Source organism: Natrinema sp. HArc-T2, assembly GCF_041821085.1.
Classification (GTDB): domain Archaea; phylum Halobacteriota; class Halobacteria; order Halobacteriales; family Natrialbaceae; genus Natrinema.
Window position 1 is genome coordinate 37186 of the sequence record NZ_JBGUAZ010000005.1, and the last position, 21705, is coordinate 58890.

Below are 21705 nucleotides of genomic sequence, written 5' to 3' on the forward strand. Positions count from 1 at the left end.
ACTAATATCACCACCGGTAAAACGTCTATTGTCACCTATAGTAGCCACTGACAGTCAGTGCACACTGGATCACACGATGACTGTGCGATCGGTGTGTAACTCGTTTCAGTTGTTGCTATAGCTGTGGCGGCAGTAGTCACCGGTGACGTTCCCTGATGGACGTCCCGACGTTCCCCCCTTCCCCCCGGACCACTCCCAATGAGAATCGCACAGACCGGAATGTCCGCTATGAGGTGAAGGAACGTGCCCCGAGGCTTCAGCACCGAGCTGAACCCGACAGGTGCGGTCAATCGTCGGTATACTGCGCACAGACCCGCCGAATGCCTTCCTCGAAGTCAATCTGTGGCACCCAGCCGGTTTCCTCACGGATCTTCGAGGCGTCGGCGCAGGTATCGTGGACGTACACCGACTCGGGAATGGGGTTCTCGACGTACTCCGGTTCGATGGCGGTGTCGAGTTCGTCGTTGATCATCTCGACGACGGTGTTGAAATCGTAGGCCTCGCCGGTTCCCAGGTTGTAGATGCCATCGAGCTCGTTCGTTGCAGCCTGCTCGAGCCCGCGGACGATGTCGGAGACGTGCGTGAAATCGCGCGTCTGGGTGCCGTCGCCGTACAGCACCGGTGCCTCGCCGTTGGCGATGTCGTCGGCGAACTGCGCGATCACGTTGGCGTACTCGCCTTTGTGTTCTTCGGCCCCACCGTAGCCCTGATACACCGAAAAAAAGCGCATCCCGGCCATCGACATGTCGTAGTGATTTGAAAAGTACTCGCCGTAGCGCTCGCGTGCAAGTTTCGAGGCCTCGTAGCCGGTGTTGACACTGACGTCCATGTCTTCCGGCGATGGCTCCGTTCGGCTACCGTAGATCGACGACGTCGAGGCGTAGACGACCGTCTCGCAGCCGTCCTGGCGGGCCTGTTCGACCACGTTGACGAAGCCTTCGACGTTGACTCTGGCACCCGTCGTCGGGTCGTCCTCGTGCATCGCGTACGACGACAACGCCGCAAGGTGGAACACGACGTCGACATCCGTTGGCAGGTCATCGTCCAAGACGCTCGCGTCGACGAACTCGACGTCGTCTGTGAGGTTTTCCGGCGTGCCCAGATAACAGTCGTCGGCGACAGTGACGTCGTTGTCCTCGGCGAGGTGGTTCGCCAGGTTCGATCCGATAAAGCCCGCCCCACCGGTAACGAGGACGGCGTGTCCCTCGAGTGTCATACCGAAACGACCACGCCGGCATCGCATAGATGTTTGGAAGTCCCAGCAGCGCCTCCTGCCTCGGTCCACAGGCTCTTGCCGATACGACCCAGATGGCATCATAATGCGCTACTACGAGGACATCGAAATCGGCGACACCGACGAATTCGGCGAGTACCACCTGACGAAAGACGAACTCCTCGAGTTCGCCGAGCAGTACGACCCCCAACCGTTTCACACCGACGAGGCAACCGCCGAGGACTCGGCGTTCGGCCAACTGATCGCATCAGGCTGGCACACCGCATCGATCTGCATGCGGCTGCTCGTCGACGGTCCACTGCAGGATCGAGCCGGGATGGGGGCTCGCGGCGTCGACGAACTCCGGTGGCACCAGCCCGTGACACCGGGCGATACGCTCTCGATTCGGACCGAAGTCCTCGAGAAACGCGTCTCCGAGAGCGACCCCACCCGTGGCTACGTCGATACCAAACTCGAGGGGATCAACCAAAACGACGAGGTCGTCATCTCCTGGATCGGCCTGGAGATGGTCGCGCGCAGGGATTCGGGAGACGACGAGAGCAGTCAGTGAATAGTGTGGTGGGTAAACGTCAGCGTGCCTCTGATTGCGAGCGCGATCGTCGGCGCTTACTGTTCCGGCGCCATCGCCGGCGCGGTCTCTTCGTGCTCGAGCGTCTCGAGGTAGTCCTCGGCGTCGAGAGCCGCCATGCTGCCGGTGCCGGCGGCGGTGATCGCCTGCCGGTAGCGCGAGTCGGCCACGTCACCGGCGGCGAAGACGCCGTCGACGGCTGTGTGGGTCGTTGCCCGACCTTCGTCGTCCGATTCGGTCTGGATATACCCACTGTCGTCGCGTTCGACGTCGGTTCCCTCGAGGAACTCGGTGTTGGGCGTGTGGCCGATCCCGTAGAAGACGCCGCCGATGTCGACGGTCTCCCGGTCGACGTCGATCCCGTTGTCGGCCTTCTCCGTGGGGTGGCCGTCAGGGTGGGAAATCAGCGTCGCGCCGGTGACGCCTTCTTCTTGCGAGCCGTGGAGGGCCTCGAGTTCCGTGTTCCAGCGGAATTCGATGTCCTCGTGTTCGCGGGCACGGTCGGCCATGATCTCGGAGGCGCGGAGTTCGTCGCGGCGGTGGACGATGGTGACGCTCTCGGCGAACTTCGCGAGGAAGAGCGCCTCTTCCATCGCGCTGTCGCCGCCGCCGATCACGAGGACGTCGTCGCCGCGGTGGAACGCGCCGTCACAGGTGGCACACGTCGAGAGGCCATAGCCCATGAGGTCGTCCTCGTTTTCCGCGCCGACCCAGCGGGCGCTCGCGCCACTGGCGACGATCAGCGCGCGCGTCCGGAGGACGTCGCCGTTCGAGAGTTCGAGTTCGAACGGGCGCTCCTCGAGCGTCGCGCGCTCGACGGTGCCGTGGGTGAACTCAGCACCGAAGCGTTTGGCCTGCTCTTTGCCGTTCTGGATCAGTTCCATGCCGCCGATTCCTTCGGGAAAGCCCAGGTAGTTCTCGACGTCGGTCGTCAGCGTCAGCTGGCCGCCCGGCTCGGGGCCTTCGAGGACCAGCGGCTCGAGGTCGGCTCGTGCGGCGTAGACGGCCGCCGAGAGGCCGGAAACGCCGGAGCCGACAACGATTACGTCGTGGACGGTGTCAGTCATGGCCTCGCTCATTCAGTATAGCCTTCGATCATGCTGCGGAGTCGCTCAGCCGGCAAGACGCCGGTTTGCTGTTCGACCTGTTCGCCGTCCGAGAAGAACACGAGCGTCGGGACACCGCGGACGCCGAACGAGCCGGCGAGTTGCTGGTGCTGATCGACGTCGACCTTCGCGATTACGGCGTCGGTCTCGCTGGCCAGTCCTTCGAGGACCGGCTCGAGCATCTTACAGGGCCCACACCAGTCGGCGTAAAAGTCGACGAGCACGACGTCGTAGGCGCTGGTGACCTCTTCGAAGTGGTCTTCGCTTTCGACGTGGAGTGGTTCGTCGAGGGACTGTCCGGAGCCGCTAGGTGCATCAGTTGCCATCACGACTTCGTACGCACTGGCTATGTTTAAAGGTTTTGCATATCTTGTGCAATACAGGAATTGTGGCTGTTGTTCCGGTAGAGCGAATATAGAGCTTCAAGGAGTATAGAGTGGTTTTAGCGCCGTTTAAGTCACACAATCCGAAGAGGACCTTGTTCGATTGTGCACGAATTGCCAACGACCGAGCGCGCCGATCACGGGATCGAGGCGCAGTCAGACGGACTTCTGTCGGTGCGTGCCGGCAAACTCGCGATCGCCCGGCAGTCCTACCGGGACAGCGTGATAGCGAGCCGTCTCAGTCGGCAGTTGTCGACGGCGGGACGGACGCCCGTGCGAAGTAGCTGCCACACATCCCGACATCGTCTTCGAATCGGAATCCTGCTCGCTCGAGACGCGCCCGAAGCGTCTCGCGCGTGACGAAATGCGGATCCGGAAGCGACTCGCCGACGACGAGCCGACCGCCGGGTTTCAGCACCCGCTCGAGTTCGGCGAGCGTCCGCTCCTGATCAGGGATTTCGCCGAGTACGAGGACCAGATAGGCGGCATCGAAGCTGTCATCCGGGTACGGAAGCGCCTGACCGTCGCCACGAACCGGCGCGACGGCGTCGTGACCGCGCTCGCGCAGGCGCGATCGGAGATCCGTAACCATTGGCCGCTGGACGTCGACGGCATGGACCGCTCCGCTCGGCGCGACCGCCCCCGCGACTGCGCCCGTGTAGTAGCCGGTTCCCGGCCCGAGTTCGAGGATCCGTTCCCCGGGCTGTGGCTCGAGGACCTCGCACAACCTCGAGCGAGAGATGACTGGTCGGGGAAGATCGATCCAGACGCGCTGGGAGTACGGACACGGCGACGGGTTTCGCCGCCAGCGGAGCGCGTACGCGACGCCGGCGAGAGCGGCGAGGACACCCGCGAGGGCGAGCGATCGGACCGTTCGACGCGTGACCATCGCGCTGCCGTTTGTCACGCCCGGACAAAGGCTTGGTGTCTGGCAGTTCGTCCCTCGCAGAGGCAGTATTGAACAAAACCTGAAATATAACGAGTTCGTTCGGACCCGACATCGTGAGTGCGACGTTCGTGCTCTCGAGCGCGCGTGTCAGTATAGGCGGCTACGCCGCATCGCGTGTTGCGCCGCGCCGTTTCGCGCCCTCGCTCGTCGGTGATGCGATCGACCGCCAGAGTGAGACCATGAACAGCGCCCACGCGACGGCGATCAGCGCGAACCCCGCGAGCGTCGTGCTCGCTGTGAGTCCGCCGAGGAAGGGAACCGGCGTCAGCCAGAGTGCGAGCATGCCGAGGTTCACGCTTCCCACCTGAATCCAGGACGGCTGCGGGTGCTCGGCAGCGACTGCCGTCACCGCTTCGACGACGCCGCGGTCCGCAACGGGTCGCGCGAACGCTGCCGCCACAACGGGGAGAAACGCCATCGCGAGCTGAAGCATCCAGCCGAAGATCAGGCCGTTGATGGCTGCAATCTCGATCGCGCCGGCAGGGACGGCATCCGGAAACAGCAAGACGAACGGTGCCCAGGGCACGGGGAAGGCGAGCCACAGGTACGCTCCGAGAACGAGCGCGATGCGCCGGGTGTGGCTGCGATCACTGCTGCGGTACGTGCCGACGACGTTCGCCAGCAGTGCGCCTGTCCCGACAACGTAGCTACCGAGTCCGAGAATCGTCAACTCGTGGCGTCCGAGCCACGGGCCCGCGACGAGGCCGACGACGCCGATCGTCAGCCCCCAGAACGTGACCGAGACAAGTCGGGGATACCGAAGCTCCTCCTCGAGCAGTGCTGGCAGGAGCGTAAACAAGGCCCCGGCGACGATCAGCGCCAGAAAGCCCCAGACGTTCGCATGAACGTGGGCCTCGAGCGAGCCGAAGTAGCCGCCGGGCCCGTGGATTCCGAGTAACATCCCGAACGCCGCGAGAATCCCGACGACGAGAAACCACGGTGCGAGTCGGTAGTATCGACTGATTCTGCGATCAGTAGTCCGTCCAGTCGTCTGAAAGACGGTCGAGAGCAGGAGTCCGAGCGCACCGAGGACGATCGTCCCACCGGTGACTGCGACGACCGTCGCGCCGGTCGCCATCCCGAAGAGGAGCAACGGATAGCCGGCGTTCAACGCGAGCCACTGCAGCCACCGGCGGCTGCCGGCCGGTCGTCGCGCCGACGCGTCGGTCGCGGTCACCAGCGACGGCAACACGCCGAAAACGGCCTGGGTCAGCCCGCCGATCGTCACGAGGTGGATCAGCACCCACCGAAGGCGGGGCAGCGATTCGATGAGGCCGGACTCGACGGCGAGGGTCCCCACGACAGCGGCCAAGCCGACCGTCAGGTACAGTCCGGCCATGACGATGAACGGATTCGTGCGCGTTTGCATCGATGACACTGTGTCTCTCCGTGATCGTAGCCACGCAATGCAGGTATCGGTTGAGCCGAACACACGAGGAGTACCCGAACAAATCAGGCGTAACCGAACATATTAGGGGTCAAAGGAACGGTACTGTCCCACAGAGTCAGTCACGTGCCTCGAGCGAAGCTCGCGATCTCGATCCCCGAAACGATGTGGATCAACGACGTGTCCCAGTCCCATCCCCAGACGACGTTCAAGGTCGTCTCGGCACTGGCCGGCGAACGGACGGGAATCGCGCTCATCGAGTTACAGATGGCGGATCCGCTCCCGGTGATCACCGACATGGCCGATCGAGCGGACGTCGTCGACTTCGATCTCCTCTGGAAAGGGGAGTCGAGTGCGTTGCTCCACGTCGAAACGACCAGTCCCTCGATCCTCCAGCCGGTCTTACAGTCCGGCATCCCCATCGAGATGCCGTTTACCGTCAGAAACGGCGAGGCGACGTGGACGGTAACCGCAGCATCGTCCCGGTTTTCCGAGTTCGGTCGATTGCTCGACGAGCTCGGCATCGAGTACACCCTCGAGTACGTTCACGAGATCGGCCACACCCGTGCCGACGACATCTTGACCGAGCGACAACGGGAAGTACTGCTGGCGGCGCTCGAGCGCGGCTACTACGCGACGCCGCGTGAAGCGACGCTCACCGACGTCGCGAGCGACCTCGACATCTCGAAAGCGACGTGTAGCGAAACCCTTCACCGTGCGGAGGGGAGCGTTATCAGGTGGTTCGCCGACGAACACACCGGCGACGCTCGAGCGCAGCTGGCGACAGACACTGACACGAGGTGAGCGTGGGACCCGAGGCCAGAGCGACCGATGCACTCGCAGACACGTCGTCGACGCCGTCCCCATCGGAGTGATTTCGGCTACCGGTATCGATTTCGACCCGGTTCAGGGAAGGCCGTTCTGGACGGAATCAGCCGAGTCTCACAGTTCCCCTCGCCGTCGTGTATTCCGTGTCGATGTGCATGTGGGTCGCGTGCCGGTACGAGACTGTGAGGGGAGTGCTCATCCCTGCATCATTCGTACGGCAGATAACTGGATTTGGAGACTCAACGACCCTGATGCCTTTCACCTCTCTTTTTTGTTCGTGGCCGTGGGAGAGGCCATGATGGTCAGTCCCAAACGAAATGTCGGACGACGCGATATGTTACGCGTCGGCGGTGCCACGATGCTGCTGGCACTCACAGGGAGTCGGAGCGGAACCGCGATCGAAGAGTCGATCGCGCAGGCCCGACAGGACGGCGATGCAGGCATCCGGGACGTTACCCTCGTCGCCGCGGAGGGGCAGCTCGAGGGAGCGCTGGACGAGGGCGGCGAGGCCTGGCTGTACGACGACCAGTTTCCCGGCCCGGAACTCCGCGTAAGCGAAGGGGAGACGCTGCGCGTTTCGGTCGAGAACCAGTTGCCCGAGGGGACGACCGTGCACTGGCACGGCGTTCCCGTCCCGAACCCGATGGACGGCGTCCCGAACGTCACGCAGGATCCTATCCCGTCGGGCGAGACGTTTACCTACGAGTTCGAGGCATCGCCGGCAGGCACGTACGTCTATCACAGTCACGTCGGGTTGCAACTCGACAGGGCACTCAACGGGCCACTGATCGTCGAGGAGGAGTCTCCCCACGTCGAGTACGACCGGGAGTACACGCTGCTGATCGACGACTACCTCTCGGGGAGTCCCACGCTCGATTCGATCGAAGCACCGCCCGGAGGAGGGACTGACGACGGTGGTGGCCCCGGCGACGGAGGTCTCGGTGATGGTCCTGGCGGCGATAGTGAGCCCAGCGGTCCTAACGACGGAGGTGTCCCGGGTGGCGGTGGACCCGGCGATGGCGGCCCTGGTAGTGGAGGAGGTGGATCAGGTGGCGGTCCCGGCGGCGGACCAGGTGATGGTCCTGGAGGCAGTCCCGGTGGTGGACCGGGTGGCGGGCCCAGCAGTGGACCGGGTGGCGGTCCCAGCAGACGGAACGAAATCAGAAGGCTGGGCGGTCGCAGCCCACTGCAAGGGCAACAAGTGCAACGTCCCCCGTACGAGGGACTCGTCATCAACGGACGCCTTCCCTCTGATCCACCAGTGTTCGACGTCGAAGCTGGCGAGCGCGTCCGATTGCGGCTTATCAACCCCAGCGGCGCCACGACGTACCGCGTCGCCGTTGGCGGGCACTCGCTGACCGTCACGCACGCCGACGGACGACCGGTCGAACCGGTCACAGTCGATTCCCTCGACATCAGTATGGGCGAACGCTACGACGTACTCGTCGAGGCAGACTCACCTGGCGAGTGGGCCATCGTCGCGACCCCCGTCGTCGGGGACGAGCAACCCGCGGAAGCGATACTGCGGTCCGATGGCGCGACTGACACCGATTCGATCGACCGCCCGCAATTCGACGGGCAGCGACTGGGGTACAGCGATCTCGAGGCGCTCGAGCCACTCGACCTCGGCGGCACGCCGGATCGAACGATCGACGTCACTCTTTCGGGTGGGATGATGCAAGCGCCCGGCGCGTGGACCATCGATGGGCAGGCGTATCCGGACGCTGATCCGATCGCGATCAGTGAGGGGGAGCACGTCCGGGTACGGATGCTGAACCGCAGCCCAGCGATCCACCCGATGCACCTTCACGGCCACTTCTTTCAGGTCGGCGACGCCGTCAAGGACACCGTCCTCGTGCCGCCCCACGGTGGAGCGGTTACGTTCGAGTTCCTGGCTGACAACCCTGGCGACTGGCTGTTTCACTGCCACAACGTCTATCACTTGGAGCGTGGAATGGCACGCGTTTTCGAATACGAGTGAGATACATCCACCCCTTGACGTTCCCACCTCGACCGTTCCGCTCACTGCGAGTGGGCGACTGTCCTCGGGGATGCCCTGCTCGAGTGGAAAAACGCGGTCCGCTCGACGACACGGCTCAGACGGACCCACTGACAGGGGTCCGTATCACTCGTTTTGAACCCGCTCGATCGCCTCGTCGAACCGCGTTTTCGGCTGGGCACCGACGAGCGTTTCGGTCGCGCCAGCCTCGCGATTGACGATAGCGAACGTCGGCGTTCCCGAAACTCCGAGTGATCGCGCTTTCTCGGCATCCGCGTTGACCTGGGTTTCGAGCGTCGATCGACGCTCGTCGAGACAGGTCTCGAGCGCATCGGCATCGACGCCGTCGACCGAACGGGTGTACTCGAGGAGGTTCTCGCTCGAGGCCCATCCCGAATTCTTCTCGCCTTGTTCCTCGAAGATCGCCGTGTGCCAGTTCCAGTACGCCGACGGCTCGGCGTCGCGGACCTGGTCCCACACGCACTTGCTGGCGACCGCGGCGGTCATCGAGTCCTCGCCGAAGTACGGCAGCGAAATGAACACGATGCGAACGTCGCCGGACTCGACGTATTCGGGCACGAGCTCGGGAAGCGTCTCCCGTTCGAACTGCTCACAGAACGGACACTGGAAGTCCGTCCAGTAGTAGATCTGGATCGGGGCGTCGGGCGAGCCCATGATCGGCTTCCCGGTGAGGTCGATGCCGAACGCCGACGTCTCGTCGCTCGAGTGAAACGACGAGACCTGTTCCTGCGTCGCGGTGTCACCGGAGCGGGTGAGAAAATAGGCACCCCCGCCGAGAGCGCCCACGAGACCGGTCACGAGAGCGCGACGGGACGGCTGATCGAGCGACATGGATTGTACTCGCGTCCGTTCTCACCGTCGAACCCTAATGGAATCGGCGATTTGCTGAGCCAGCAAATCGGGCGTCGTCCGCGGTCGCGATCAGAGCCACGGCGACGGCGGACGGGCGATGGTGGTGGCCCTCGAGTCGGCGCTAACGGGTTACGAGTCGACGATCTCGAGCGTCCAATCGCCGTCTGCCTCGACGTTGAGCCAGACGGGGCCGCCGGCCTTGTACGACCGCGAGTTCGAGAACTCACCGGTACGATGGACGAGGACCTCACGACTGCCGTCTGCACCGTAGCCGTCGACGATGAACGTCCCGTCGCCGTCGTGTGTCGCGACGACTCTGACGTCACGATCCGTCCACAGCGGGCCGACGAACGCCGCGCCCGTGCCGGACGCCTCGACGGGGAGGTCCTCGAGGTCGTCCGCATCGACCGCGGGCTGAGAGAGGTCGATCGACCACGCGCCGTCGGCGTCGACCTCGAGCCTGTAGGTGTCGTCGTCGACGGCCATGATCGATTCGCCGGTCGCGTTCCCGGACGTGGTCAGCAGATTCTCGTTCCGTCCGAGACTGCCGGGTTTCGTCACGTCGACAGCGATCTCTCCACCGTCGTGGGAGACGGTCGCGACGACGACGCCGTCGTCGAGCTCGAACGTCGGCGACTCGCCCGAGCCGGTTCCCTCGAACGTGTGAGACTGACCCGCCTTGAGAACGGTCCCGCTCGGTCGCGTTCCGACTGGCGGTTCGTCGCTGTCGAGGTCCAGCGTCCCGTCGACGAGATCGGAGGGTGTGACGACGTCGAGGCCGCGGTGTTCGATGTGATCGAGCAACAGGCCGAAGTCGTCGAGCGACATCCTGTTCTCGTTGACGCCTACGTCTTCCGCGTCGACGAGTCGCGGAATCCGCAACACGGTGAGCAGATCGTACTGGTCGGAGATGTTGAGGTGGCGGCGAACGCCGGTGTGAAGCGCGGGCCCCCAGATGAACGGAATCATGTGCATCTCGGTCGGTGGCACGCTGGTCGTCCCGGCGCTGTAGAGGAACGTCGACTCGTGGACGTCCCTGGCGACGTCGTAGGTCGTCGAATCCATTCGCCCGTCGGGAACGAACAGGTGGCGCGCCCCGTCCTCGAAGCCGTCGCTCGCGAGCGCGTCGCGAGCGGTCTCGAGGACCGATCGCTGCCGGTCTGCGGGCTGGTCCGGAAGGGGCGTCGACACTGACGGGAGCGAACAGATGTCCCACCCGCGCTCGCTGAGGTCGCGGAGTTCATCGAGACCCATGCGACCGCTGTCACCGATCTGGTCGGGGGTGACCGGAACCGCCGCGTTCCAGTCGCGCTCCGCGAGCATCTCGGCGGCGATCTCGTAGTGCGAGTCGTGGCCGCCGTGGAACGCGAGGACCACCGCGCCGTTGCTTGCCGATTCGGTTCGCCGAAGGTCGTCGACCAGCAGTTTGCTCGGCCCACCCTCGGGCCCGTCCGCGATGATGTTGATACCGGTGACGTTCGAGAGATCCGGATCGTCACCGGGTTTTTGCTGATAGCCACAGTCCATTCGGAACCAGCCGTCGTACCCATCCGGCACCACGCGAATGCTCGAGAGGCGCTCGCGCCGCGTCGGTGCGAGGAACTCGACGATGATACGATTGGCGGACTCCGGCTTGACCGCCACCGAGACGTCCCAGCCTTCGAGATCGAGTCCGTCCGGGAAGCGGAGCTCCATGCCGGCCGTTCCCTCGTCGCTCTCGACGACCGCCGCCTGTGATCCGAGCCGCGCCTCGTCGGGGTCGGCCGAGAGTTCGCCGGTTCGGGCGGTCCACTCCTCGAGCGTCTCGAAGTCGGAGAGGACCTCGCCGGTCTCGATGGCAGGCCAGTTCGTGGGACCGGTGGCCATGTCGCCCTTGACGGAACTAGTTTCGTCCCCGCCGGCGACGCCGTCTGGAAGTACATCCGCACAGCCCGCGAGCGTCGTCGAGACAGCGCCAGCACCGAGTGAGGCCAGTAGTCGTCGGCGAGACGAGCCGTCGTCCGAATCGCGTTCGGATACCATTACCCAGGCGGTGCCGCGTCGGGACCGTCATTATTGTGTGGATAAACGGGGACAGAGATTTGCTGACTCAGCAAATCGGAGTCGGACATTTCAACCATCACTGCATCGGTTCATCTAAATGTTACCGCGCGATTCGATCAGGGGATACCTGACGAACCTCTCCGAAGCGGTCTCGTACCCCTTCGAGACGTGGCGGGGAACGATCGGGCTGGTACTCGTGACGGTCGCGACGTACGTGTTGTTGATCCTGAGCACGATGCCCGAATTCTCGCTTCAGATGCTCGGCGACGGCCTCCACTGGTTCGAGTACGTCGTCGTCTCGCTTACGGAGACGGTCTACCGGACCGACGGCTGGACCGGGCTCGGGGTTATCGTCCTCTATGCCCTGCTCTCGGGCGTCGCAGTCGTCAACGCCGTCGCGCAACTGCGGCTCGTCGGCCTCTCGAGTCTCACCGATCTCTCCGCCGTGGTGCCGGGACTCCTCGCGTCGGGCTGTGCGAGTTGCGGCGCTGGGCTTCTCGGCTTTCTCGGATTTGCCGGCGGGTTGGCAGCGCTCCCGTACGACGGCGCACTGCTTCGCGTCGGCGGCCTCGCGCTGTTGCTGTTCTTCCTGGGACGGGCAGGCCATCCCGAACGATGTACGTTCACCACGGAGGCGACGCAATGACGGGACGCCGGTTCGTCCGATCGATCCGCTCGGATCGGCGAGCGATCGCCTGGGGGATCGCAGCCGGGATCGGCGTCTTCGCGCTGTTCGGACTCGTCACCGGCCACATCCCGAACCCGCTGTACGTCCGGATGGTCCCGCGGACGCCAATCGATTACCTGTTTCTGACGCTGACCGCGCTACTGGCGGGCGTCTACACCGCACAGCGGGTGGCGACCGACGTTCCCCAGTCTGGACTCGAGGGCGAAGACGGGGACACGAGCAGCGAGGATCGGTGGGCGATGGGTGGGCTGGTCGGTGGCTTTCTGGCCGTCGGCTGTCCGATCTGTAACGTCTTCCTGCTCGCGCTGTTCAGTTCGTCCGCGCTCATGACCTACTTCGATCCGCTTCGGCCGCTGCTCGGCGCCGTCTCCGTGGCGCTGCTGGCGGGGCTGATCTACACCCGACACAAACGCACGTGTCCGACCTGCGCCACGTGATCGCCGGCGCTCACTCGGACTCCTTCCAGTCGCCGGCTTCGGTCTCGCGAAACTCCTCTTTCGCCTCGCGCTCGCGTGGCCAGAACGCGAGCACGAGAACGCCGGCGTAAAACGTTCCGACGAGCCCTACGACGACGGCGCCAGGGACGGACGCGATGGCCGCGGCATCGGGAAGGCTCTCGCCCGGCGCGAAGGCGGTGACGCGAAAGAGCCACGCGAGACAGAGCACGGTCAACAGTGCGAAGTAGATGCGCCGCAGCCGGTTCGCGATCGCCTCGAGTAGCGTGATCTTCAGCGTCGGTCGCCGGTAGTCGTCGCCGAGTTCGGTTCGCCAGTCGCCGTGTTCGCCGCGTTGGGACGGGTCCAGCGTCGTCGCGAGGAAGTTCTGCTGGAGGAGTCGCACGCGAGCCCGGTAGACGTCGTAGTCACGATACCGCCGCGCCTCGATCAGGAGGAACATACCGATGGCAAGTACGCCAATGAGGACGATGTAGTGAGGGTTGTCGGGACTCGAGAACGCCCACGTAAGAATCGCGGCCATCACCGTGACGCTCCACGTCGTCGTCTGGTCGAGCCGCGAACGCCAGGTCGTCTCCCGGGAGATTTCACCGCGATAGGCGTGGCCGAGAACCGTGTTCAACTCCGAGAGATCCTGACCGGCCTCTCGTCCCGGTTCGGCCTGCGTGGACTCGTCGTCGGTGGTATCGGTCATCAGTCTCTCACTCGTTCAACGGCCGACGAGAAATAACGCCGGTCGGACGCGGCCACACACAGATATCGAGCGAACCTAGCACGGACAACCCGAACGATGACCACGGTTTGGCCACTCCAATATTGTATGGAGTGTACAAAACACTCAAGTGCTGGTGACCCGTTGTTTCGGTAATGACTGAAACAGCGCCTTCGGATCCGATCGGCGATGGAAGCGGCCCCCAGAAACCCGTCCAGCTGGACAGTGCTGCCGACTACGACGAGTTGCTCGCGGCACACGACCTCGTGTTGCTCGAGTTCGTCACGTCCGGCTGTGGGATCTGTGCGTCGATGGAACCGGTGCTCGGCGCGGTCGCTCGCAGCGCGCCGGGTGCCGTCGCGACGGTAAACGCCGGCCTCGTTCCGGAGGTCGCCGACGAATACAGTATTCGGAGCGTGCCGACGCTCGTCGTCCTGCGAGACGGCGAGGAGGTCGCGCGTCTCGACGATGGGTTCCAGAGCGCGGAGACGGTCGTCGAGCTGCTCGAGACGCACGCGGCGGAGTAAACGGAGTTATGTTGGCTTTCGTTGTTCTCATCTAGCACAATACTGGGGGCGTCATAGAATGGCTCGCACACCCACCCTGTGACTACCCATCAACGGTAAGTACAGGCGGAGTAGATAACGGAGCGACGAGCGATCTATCGGAGAGATTGCAGAAACTGCGTGCTGAATATAGAGAATCCACGAAAAACCCCTCACCTACATCAAATGTCTAGTCTCCGAATCTCGATTTCACATAAGTGAAAACGAGATAGATTGTGGCGAGTATCACGCCAGGTGCCCCTAGAAGAAATGGAGCAAACTCAAAATTCAGTAGCATCGAGATGTACGGCCACATGAGAAGGACTGATCCTAGTGCTGTGAAAGCAAATACTGCTCGGGGATGAGACTCTCTTCGAGTGAACGTTATCCACAGGAGAAGGAGACTATATATGATAAAGGATAATATTGTCAGCCCAGCTGCGAAAGCTAGTCCCATTGCACTTCCATAGAATGTTGTCTGCTGTGCAGCGTAATACTCTCCGTTGTATTCTAGGGTACTGGTTCTGACTGTTTCGTGTGGGTGCCGATCTGGTGTCCCTGGAAACTCGGGTTCCTCTCTATATGTATCGCAAACCAGCATATAATCCGCACAGATTCTGATATCCTGCGACTGCCAGCCATTCGGGTCCCACTCGGATGTCCTTCGTGGCTGCTTGAGTAAGTCCTGAAACACTTGTTGTGCTTCAGGAGACAACTCATCCACAGAAGTAGCGTTATCGGGGTTAGTTGGCATCTCCGCGTATGCGTCTGTAGATTCGTGTGCGATTCTATATTCTCTGTCCTCTGGCTCGTAGGGTTGATGTGTTGCACTAGAGCCTAACAGACTTACAGGCAGAAGGAACGCGACAATAATACCGACAATTACGATGGTACGATACTTCACCCCAGTGTAGTGACACGTGTTTTATAAGTGCTTTCTGGTATTGTAGTTTCCTGTATCCGACACCGCTCTGCTAACATCACCGATAGCTGATGGAAGTACCAGCGTTGGATTCGCAGATGTAGTGAACGGATAGTTCAACCCGATTGGGACGAAAGAAATGACATGCTAATCGTTCGACGACACCCACCAACACTGGCTGTAGCGTCGACTCGAGTCAGGGCCGACGCGATCAGCGCAGTTTAATCCGTCCGGTCAGCGACACACTCGCTCGAGATTACCTCGTGACCGCGAGCCGTTCGTCAGGTCGCTTTTCGGACGAAACACCTTTTTCGACGACGAGGTCCTCGAGGACGAGGACGTCCAGCCCCATCCCGTAGAAGTCCTTGATCGCCTGCGTTGGCGTCCGGACGATCGGCTCGGCATGGTCGTTGAACGAGGTGTTGAGGACCACCGGCACGCCAGTGATGTCGGCGAACTCCGAGATGAGTCGGTGATAGCGCGGGTGCTGGTCCTCGCGGACGGTCTGAGGCCGCGTCGAGTCGTCGGCCGGGTGCAGGACGGCCTCGAGCTCGTCGGTCTTTGCTGGGCGGATGTCGTCGGCATCGATCATGAACGGTGCCGGCCTGCCGTCAACGAGATACTCCTCGGCGACCGACTCGAGCATCGACGGCGCGAACGGGCGCCACTCTTCGCGGTGTTTGACGAAGCGGTTAACCCGATCGCGGGACGCGGCAGTCCGTGGATCGGCGAGGATACTTCTGGCGCCGAGCGCCCGGGGTCCCATCTCCATCCGGCCCTGGAACCAGCCGACGAGGTCGCCGTCCGCGAGCCGTTCGGCGACGTACCGCTCGAGGTCATCCGGTTCCGCGTACTCGATTTTGTTTGTCTCGAGGGTCGCCCGGATCTCGTTGGTCTCGTACTCGGGGCCGAGGTAGACGTCGGTCTGGCGGTCGATGTCCGCCGGCCGCTGTCGCGACCAGCCCGCTCCGAGGGCGAGGCCGGCGTCGTGAGCGACGGGTTGAACGAAGACGTCGTCGACGACCGGCGATTCTCGGACGCGTTGGTTCAGTTTGCAGTTGAGCGCGACCCCGCCTGCGAGCGCGACGTTGGCGGTGCCGAAGCGCTCGACCGCCGACTCCGCGATGTCGACGACCGTCTCCTCGAGCAGTTTCTGAGCCGTGTACGCGAGGTCTTTCTCCCACTGGTCGAACGACTCGGGTGACTCCTTTCGGGATCGACCGAAGGCGTTCTCGAGCGTCTCGACGCCGTGGCCGGTCCCCCATCGTTTCGTCAGGTCGGTGACGTCGTAGTCGACGCCCGTGTCGATCAGACTCCGGAGGGCGGATTCGATCTCGGGGTTGTCGTTTCCGTACGGTGCGAGTCCCATCACCTTCCCTTCGCCGTTGAACATGCGATAGCCGAGGTACTCCGTCACGGCTGCGAAGAAGAGACCGAGGCTGTTCGGGTGTTCGTACGTGCGCACGCGCTGTAACCCGGTGCTGTCGGCGTACCAGACGACCGTCGCGTCGTACTCGCCCTTTGCGTCGACGGTAAGGACGATCCCCTCGTCGAAGCCCGAGGGGTGGAACGCACTCGCGGCGTGACAGCGGTGATGGGGGATCGTTTCGATCGGTGGCAGCGGCGTTCCGAACGACTCGAGACGGGATTCGATCTGTCGCGTCGGCATGAATCGGCTCCGAATCTGGGTGACGAGCGTTTGTTCCAGTGCGGAGAGTTTCCGTCCGAGCCCGGGCACTCGAATCGCGTCGGTCAGGTAGTGGGAGGCGATCTCACTGCGGAGTGGCGGATCGTAGGGGAGCAGGATGCGATCGAGATCCGTTATCACCAGCTCGCGATGGTCGAGGCAGGCTTGAATCGCACGGTCGGGGAACGTCTCAGTGGCGTGTTTGTCCCGCGTGTATCGTTCCTCTTCGACGCCGAACACGGGCGTCCCGTCTTCGAAGAGGACGGCGCTCGGATCGTGTTGGCCGTACAGTCCGATCGCGGGTTTAAATGCAAGGAGGTAATCCGTCATGGTTCCGTGATTGTGACGCTATCCTACATCGACACCGAGTGGCTTCAAGACAGCCGCGGCGATTTGCTGAACCAGCAAATCGTGGCCTATTTGGCATAGAACGTCGGGGTGTGTCCTGTGCAGCACGGTGGCTCCCCGAACTCGTCGGAGATATTCCAGATCCTCGCGGACGAATACGCGCGGAAGATACTCGTCGCGGCCGATCAAGGTCCGATGACCGCGAAGGCCCTAAGCGAGGAGTGTGATGCCTCTCTCACGACGGTCTATCGACGCGTCTCGACGCTTCAGGACCTCGAGCTCATCGAAGAACGAAACACAGTCGACTCGAACGGAGCCCACCGAAGCGAGTTCGAAACGGCGCTCGAGGGGCTCCGCGTCGATCTCACCGATGGCGAACTGTCGCTGACGCTCGAGACGCGCGATGAGCTCGCTGACAATTTTACGTCGCTCTGGGACGATCTCCGGGGTGACGATTGATGGAGGCCTCGTTCGTCATCGCCAAACTGATTACGCTCGTGTTGAGCCTCGTCGTCGCGTATCTGGCGTATCACGGCTACCGGCGAAACGGCCAAACGCCGATGCTATACGTCGCCGCAGGCTTCGTGTTTATCGGTGCGGGGGCGATCTGTGAGGGCCTGATCTACCTCGTGTTTCGGACGACGATCGCCTCCGCCGCCCTCGTACAGGCGGCCATCGTCTCGAGCGGGATGCTGCTCATCCTCGCGTCGCTGACGAAGTAGGGGCCGCTAGAAGAACAGCGCCGGCACGGAGTTCCGGAAGATGTTGAGCGCGATGACGAACAGGAGTCCGACGACGAACCAGTTGAACCGCTGTTCGTCGATCTCGAGGCGCCGGAGGTAGGTTCCGACCAGCAGGCCGACGATGGTGACGACCGCGATCACCGAGCCGAGCCAGAGCCGGTAGGTCGTCATGAGATCGGTAAACAAGGACATCTGGATGATGCGGACGGTGAAGATCGTTCCCAGCACCATCGAGAGACCGCCGATGTAGCGTTCAGTGTCACGCTCGAAGGTATGGAAGTACGCCGGCAGCAGCGGGCCGAGGTTCGCGATCGCGAGCAGAAAGCCCTCGAGGAAGCCGGCGGAGCCGAGCGCGATCGGGTGGTGGGCCTCCTCGACCGTGACGAAGTTCTGGACGACCTGAAAGGCGACGTAGCCGAGGATGACGAGGCCGATGACGAAAGGCACGATCGGCCCGGCACTGAACGTTGCCAGCGCCGCGACGCCGATGATGCTCCCGACGACGGCAAGCGAAAGCAGCGGCCACTCCTCGCGAACGAATTCTCGTCCGGTATCCGTTTCACCGATCTGGAACATGTTGAGCATCCAGGGCGGGATCGCGAGGACGACGACGGCGAACGTCGGGTCGATAACCGACGCGAAGACCGGCGTCGTGATCAGCGAGTAGCCAAAGCCGATCATCCCTTTGACGACACCGGCGACGATCGCGACTGCGACGAACAGGGCAAGTAATTCGACCGAGAGGTCGGACTGAACGCCTTTGTCGATGTGCTCGAGGCCCGGGAAGAAGACGATCGACGCGACGATGACAGCGAGCGTCGCGGCGACCATCATCACCTCCCGATACCGAAACGCGGAGACGTTCGTGAGAAACTGTTCGACGTCGCTGGTAGGTTCTGGTGTGCTCATAGCGAGAGGCTGGCGAAGACGATGCAGTCGCCTTACGACCCGATACACACGGGAACAGTATCCCCCTGTGCGATTCGGCGAGATCTACGGAGTTCCGAGTCGACGAAAGCACACCGAAATGGCGGCTCACAGCCGCTTAAACACAGTTACACGCGATTGAGCGGAAACGGACCGTCATAGCTCGAGGAGAGATTTTCCGCTAGCGGTCGAAACGGGGGAGAAGAGACGAGATAGCGGCTCGAGAAAGATCAGCGAGTGGCCCCAAGCCAGCACCGCAGTGTCGAATCCGAATACGAGCCTCGGTACGACGCGTCATCGCCGCCCGATGTGGTACTCGATCGGACCCGCGGAACCACGCCGCGGGACTAGCTTTCGATCTGGGTCTGGGCCACGTCGGCCTGTGCCTGCTCGTATTTGTTCTCGAACTCCTGGATGAGCTGGCCCATCTTCGCGTACCAGTCGTTCAACATCCGCTGCATGCTGTCAGCGATCTTCGACGGGTCGGTCGGGAAGTACACGTGGTAGTACCCGCCCTGATCGTAGTTGACCTGGTCTTTCTGGATGAATCCCGTCTGCAGCAGCCGCTGGACGGCCCGGTAGGCGGTCGAACGCTCGCGGTCGACGGCGTCGGCGATTTCGTCGACGGTCATCGGCTCATCGGCAGCGACGAGCGCCCGGAAGCACTCCTTATCGAGTTGCTTGAGGCCGTGGAAGCACTCGAGGAGTCCTTCACACTGCATATCTTGCTGGAGTTGTTCGGACATCGAATCCGGCATTGGAATCACACCTAGATAGACGCCGCGCCGTTAAAAGACTTGTGTAGAGATCGTACAATGCTGCGTCAACCTAGTCAGCGGTCGACGGCGGCGCGCTCGCGTCCTCGCGGAGCACGGTGACGCCGCTGTAGACGACGGCCCCGCTGACGAGCAGCGCGGCCCCGAGGATGATCGCCAGGCTCACCACGTCGAGGACGGGCATCTCGAGGAGCCCGCCGATCTCTCGCACCGCGACGGCGATCGCGCCGAGCAACAGCATAACCCCGAAGTAGACCTTGATGTCCTCTTCGTTGACGAGGTTGGTCGCGGCTGCGCCGACGCGGGCACCGAGTGCGCTGCCAGCCAGCAGCGGGACGACGATGCCGAGGTTGACCGCTCCGGACTGGGCGTAGAGGAAGCTCCCGATCCCGCCCGAGAAGACGATCTCGAACAGGTCGGTCCCGACTGCGACCGGGACGGGCACGCCGATCAGGTAGAACAGCGCGGGCATGCGGATGAAGCCGCCACCGACGCCGAGGAAGCCCGATAGCACCCCCGTCGCGAACGCCACAGCCAGCACCATCCACAGCGAGACTTTGAAGCCACCGCGGATCGAGATCATCGGCGGCACGTTGTACGACTGGATTTTCTGGGCGATCTCGGGGATCTCCTCGTCCTCGAGATCGGCGTCCTCGTCGACGTCGTGGTCGATGCCGCCACCGCCGCCTTTCATCGCTTCGTAGGTGACGAAAACACCGATCCCACCCAGCAGCAGGACGTATGCGACACTGACCACCGAACCGGCCAGCCCAATGTGCTGGAGGTACTCGAGGCCGATCTTCCCAACCTCGATGCCGGCAGTGGTGCCGGCGATCATCAACACGCCGAGTTTGTAGTCGACCTGCCCGAGGTCACGGTGTTTGAGCGTCGCGATCACGGAGGTCCCGAAGACAAAGGCCAGACCGGACCCGACCGCGACGTTCGCGTCGTAGCCCATCACTAGCAGTGCGGGCGTCACGAGGAACGACCCGCCCATCCCGAAGAATCCGAACAGGATCCCGATGAGCAGACCGAACCCGACGAACATCACGATCAGCGCCAGGCTCATTCCAAGTATTTCCATTGTTAGTTGTTCTTAATGCGGTTAACCACTGGTTCTCCGAGTAGCTGTTCCGCTGCGCCGTAGCCGATATACAGGACGATGGCCTCGAGGAGCACAGCCCCAATGAGCATGCCAGCGTCGACCGATGCGGTCAGACTCCCCCCACCGATCATTGCGCCTCACCAGCTATCGTGTGCAGTTGTGTGTGCATCATGGCTTTCTCTTCAACAGTCTCTAATCGGATGCCAGTATTAACAGTTTTGGATGTGCTGTACAATATTACTGCAGCTGATCACACGGCTATCCAACCGAAATATATGCATAAGTTATTCGGATATAGCAGTCCAGATCATCTCCCTGAGCGACCGTGATTGAACGCCTCAATCGGTCACGCGCGAAATATTATTACTCGAGACTGTCAGCCATCACTGATTGCTGATGGCTACCAACTCGCACTCGCAGATCGGATGCCATGCGCTCCAACGTTCACCGGTTTTGAAGAATACGAACAATATTATACGACGATCGCATCCGTTCGAGACATGCGAGCACTCTACGCGACCGATCTCTCGGCGGCCAGTAAAGCGGCGATCGAGAACGAGACCTGTCTCGAGTGTCTCGAGCGAATCGGCATCGACACGATCCATCTCGTCACCGTCGTCCCCTCGAACGTCCACGCGGGGATGCCAGGCATGGACCTCGAAGGCCGTCGCCAGCGTGCGCTCGATCGGTATCAGTCGGTAATGGAGGACGCGGGCTTCGAGGTTGACACGCACGTCGTCCGTGGGACGCCCCATCGTCGCATCAACGGGATCGCCGGCACTGTCGGAGCCGAGCTGACGATCGCCGGCTCACGTGGCAAAAGCCCGCTCGAGAACCGCGTCATCGGATCGACGACGCGGAATCTCGCGCGGACGACCGTGGTGCCACTGCTCATTACACGCATCGAACGCGAGACCGACGAGCCCGAAGTTCGTCGCGAACACCTTTTTCGGCGCATGCTGTATGCAACCGACTTCTCCGACAACGCCGAGCGCGCGTTCGAGGCGTTCTCGACGCTTCGCCACGCGACCCAGTCGGCGCGGCTCGTCCACGTCCAGTCGCCGAAAGACGCCGGCACGACGGGGGACGACGGCGACGATCCGAGCACACGGCTAGACGAGCTCGCAGCCCAGCTCGAGGAGTGGGACATCGAGACAGAGATCGACGTTCGGCAGGGCGATCCAACCGACGAGATCCTCGCAGCCGAAACCGAGTTCGACGCGACGACGATCTTGCTGGGCTCGCGTGGCCGGAGCCGACTTCGGCGGTTGTTGCTCGGGAGCGTCTCCGAGTCAGTCATCGCGCGCGCGGCGGGGAACGTCTATCTCGTGCCGCCGCCGCGGTCGGCGTAATCGTAGCTGGTTGCGCATTTTCTTTGCGCAGAATTGGGTGCAAAATGCATCATGGGTACAGAGCAAGCAGATAAC

22 protein-coding genes are annotated in these 21705 nt (G+C 62.7%); 9 read left to right on the plus strand and 13 right to left on the minus strand.

Annotation, left to right across the window (positions count from 1 at the left end; translation table 11 throughout):
• Window positions 1-286: 286 nt before the first annotated feature.
• Entirely contained in the window at window positions 287-1216 is a 930-nt protein-coding gene (locus tag ACERI1_RS12880) for an NAD-dependent epimerase/dehydratase family protein (RefSeq protein WP_373618594.1), read from the minus strand.
• Between the two features lie 103 nt (window positions 1217-1319).
• Here ACERI1_RS12880 and ACERI1_RS12885 point away from each other — a divergent pair, with 103 nt between their 5' ends.
• The gene (locus ACERI1_RS12885; RefSeq protein ID WP_373618595.1) at window positions 1320-1784 is read left to right on the plus strand and encodes a MaoC family dehydratase; all 465 of its coding nucleotides are present in this window, start codon (window positions 1320-1322) and stop codon (window positions 1782-1784) included.
• Between the two features lie 56 nt (window positions 1785-1840).
• Here the strand turns inward: ACERI1_RS12885 and ACERI1_RS12890 are convergent, their stop codons facing one another.
• The 4 genes from ACERI1_RS12890 to ACERI1_RS12905 form a co-directional block, all read right to left on the minus strand.
• The gene (locus ACERI1_RS12890) at window positions 1841-2881 is read right to left on the minus strand and encodes an NAD(P)/FAD-dependent oxidoreductase (protein WP_373618596.1); all 1041 of its coding nucleotides are present in this window, start codon (window positions 2879-2881) and stop codon (window positions 1841-1843) included.
• A complete protein-coding gene (trxA, locus tag ACERI1_RS12895) occupies window positions 2878-3234 on the minus strand; it encodes a thioredoxin (protein ID WP_373618597.1) in 357 nt (118 codons plus the stop codon). The genes ACERI1_RS12890 and trxA overlap by 4 nt, the downstream gene beginning before the upstream one ends.
• A gap of 295 nt (window positions 3235-3529) precedes the next feature.
• Window positions 3530-4180 carry a class I SAM-dependent methyltransferase gene (locus tag ACERI1_RS12900; protein WP_373618598.1) on the minus strand — a complete coding sequence of 217 codons (651 nt, stop codon included), beginning with the start codon at window positions 4178-4180 and terminating at the stop codon, window positions 3530-3532.
• Between the two features lie 160 nt (window positions 4181-4340).
• The gene (locus ACERI1_RS12905; RefSeq protein WP_373618600.1) at window positions 4341-5609 is read right to left on the minus strand and encodes a hypothetical protein; all 1269 of its coding nucleotides are present in this window, start codon (window positions 5607-5609) and stop codon (window positions 4341-4343) included.
• A 144-nt stretch (window positions 5610-5753) separates the two neighbouring features.
• Here ACERI1_RS12905 and ACERI1_RS12910 point away from each other — a divergent pair, with 144 nt between their 5' ends.
• A complete protein-coding gene (locus tag ACERI1_RS12910) occupies window positions 5754-6431 on the plus strand; it encodes a helix-turn-helix domain-containing protein (protein WP_373618601.1) in 678 nt (225 codons plus the stop codon).
• A 322-nt stretch (window positions 6432-6753) separates the two neighbouring features.
• Window positions 6754-8436 (plus strand): multicopper oxidase family protein, encoded by a 1683-nt coding sequence (locus ACERI1_RS12915; RefSeq protein ID WP_373618602.1) that lies wholly within the window; start codon window positions 6754-6756, stop codon window positions 8434-8436.
• A 144-nt stretch (window positions 8437-8580) separates the two neighbouring features.
• Here the strand turns inward: ACERI1_RS12915 and ACERI1_RS12920 are convergent, their stop codons facing one another.
• A complete protein-coding gene (locus ACERI1_RS12920; protein ID WP_373618604.1) occupies window positions 8581-9306 on the minus strand; it encodes a DsbA family protein in 726 nt (241 codons plus the stop codon).
• A 150-nt stretch (window positions 9307-9456) separates the two neighbouring features.
• Entirely contained in the window at window positions 9457-11349 is a 1893-nt protein-coding gene (locus tag ACERI1_RS12925) for a polysaccharide deacetylase (protein ID WP_373618605.1), read from the minus strand.
• Between the two features lie 118 nt (window positions 11350-11467).
• Between ACERI1_RS12925 and ACERI1_RS12930 the strand changes: the two genes are divergently transcribed.
• Entirely contained in the window at window positions 11468-12016 is a 549-nt protein-coding gene (locus tag ACERI1_RS12930) for a hypothetical protein (RefSeq protein WP_373618606.1), read from the plus strand.
• A complete protein-coding gene (locus tag ACERI1_RS12935; protein WP_373618608.1) occupies window positions 12013-12495 on the plus strand; it encodes a hypothetical protein in 483 nt (160 codons plus the stop codon). Before ACERI1_RS12930 ends, ACERI1_RS12935 begins: the two co-directional genes overlap by 4 nt.
• A gap of 10 nt (window positions 12496-12505) precedes the next feature.
• On the opposite strand, the gene ACERI1_RS12940 is transcribed toward ACERI1_RS12935, so the two are convergent.
• The gene (locus ACERI1_RS12940) at window positions 12506-13207 is read right to left on the minus strand and encodes a DUF2270 domain-containing protein (RefSeq protein WP_373618609.1); all 702 of its coding nucleotides are present in this window, start codon (window positions 13205-13207) and stop codon (window positions 12506-12508) included.
• Window positions 13208-13380: 173 nt separating this feature from the next.
• On the opposite strand from ACERI1_RS12940, the gene ACERI1_RS12945 reads away from it, so the two are divergent.
• Complete coding sequence (locus ACERI1_RS12945; protein ID WP_373618610.1) at window positions 13381-13752, plus strand: thioredoxin family protein; 372 nt, start codon at window positions 13381-13383, stop codon at window positions 13750-13752.
• Between the two features lie 1196 nt (window positions 13753-14948).
• Here ACERI1_RS12945 and ACERI1_RS12950 read toward each other — a convergent pair.
• Window positions 14949-16709 (minus strand): carbamoyltransferase, encoded by a 1761-nt coding sequence (locus ACERI1_RS12950; RefSeq protein ID WP_373618612.1) that lies wholly within the window; start codon window positions 16707-16709, stop codon window positions 14949-14951.
• Between the two features lie 117 nt (window positions 16710-16826).
• Between ACERI1_RS12950 and ACERI1_RS12955 the strand changes: the two genes are divergently transcribed.
• Both ACERI1_RS12955 and ACERI1_RS12960 read left to right on the plus strand, forming a co-directional pair.
• Window positions 16827-17186 (plus strand): ArsR/SmtB family transcription factor, encoded by a 360-nt coding sequence (locus ACERI1_RS12955; protein ID WP_373618613.1) that lies wholly within the window; start codon window positions 16827-16829, stop codon window positions 17184-17186.
• Window positions 17186-17449, plus strand: coding sequence for a hypothetical protein (locus ACERI1_RS12960; protein ID WP_373618614.1), 264 nt, complete (start codon window positions 17186-17188; stop codon window positions 17447-17449). Before ACERI1_RS12955 ends, ACERI1_RS12960 begins: the two co-directional genes overlap by 1 nt.
• A 6-nt stretch (window positions 17450-17455) precedes the next feature.
• Here the strand turns inward: ACERI1_RS12960 and ACERI1_RS12965 are convergent, their stop codons facing one another.
• From ACERI1_RS12965 to ACERI1_RS12980, 4 genes are all read right to left on the minus strand, one after another.
• Window positions 17456-18379 (minus strand): sulfite exporter TauE/SafE family protein, encoded by a 924-nt coding sequence (locus tag ACERI1_RS12965; RefSeq protein ID WP_373618615.1) that lies wholly within the window; start codon window positions 18377-18379, stop codon window positions 17456-17458.
• 365 nt (window positions 18380-18744) lie between these two features.
• Window positions 18745-19155, minus strand: a complete 411-nt coding sequence (locus ACERI1_RS12970; protein ID WP_373618616.1) for a helix-turn-helix domain-containing protein — start codon at window positions 19153-19155, stop codon at window positions 18745-18747.
• A gap of 70 nt (window positions 19156-19225) precedes the next feature.
• Window positions 19226-20257, minus strand: coding sequence for a sulfite exporter TauE/SafE family protein (locus ACERI1_RS12975; protein WP_373618618.1), 1032 nt, complete (start codon window positions 20255-20257; stop codon window positions 19226-19228).
• Window positions 20258-20259: 2 nt separating this feature from the next.
• Window positions 20260-20409 (minus strand): hypothetical protein, encoded by a 150-nt coding sequence (locus tag ACERI1_RS12980; RefSeq protein WP_373618620.1) that lies wholly within the window; start codon window positions 20407-20409, stop codon window positions 20260-20262.
• A gap of 369 nt (window positions 20410-20778) precedes the next feature.
• Between ACERI1_RS12980 and ACERI1_RS12985 the strand changes: the two genes are divergently transcribed.
• Entirely contained in the window at window positions 20779-21630 is an 852-nt protein-coding gene (locus ACERI1_RS12985) for a universal stress protein (protein ID WP_373618622.1), read from the plus strand.
• The last annotated feature ends 75 nt before the right edge of the window (window positions 21631-21705 follow it).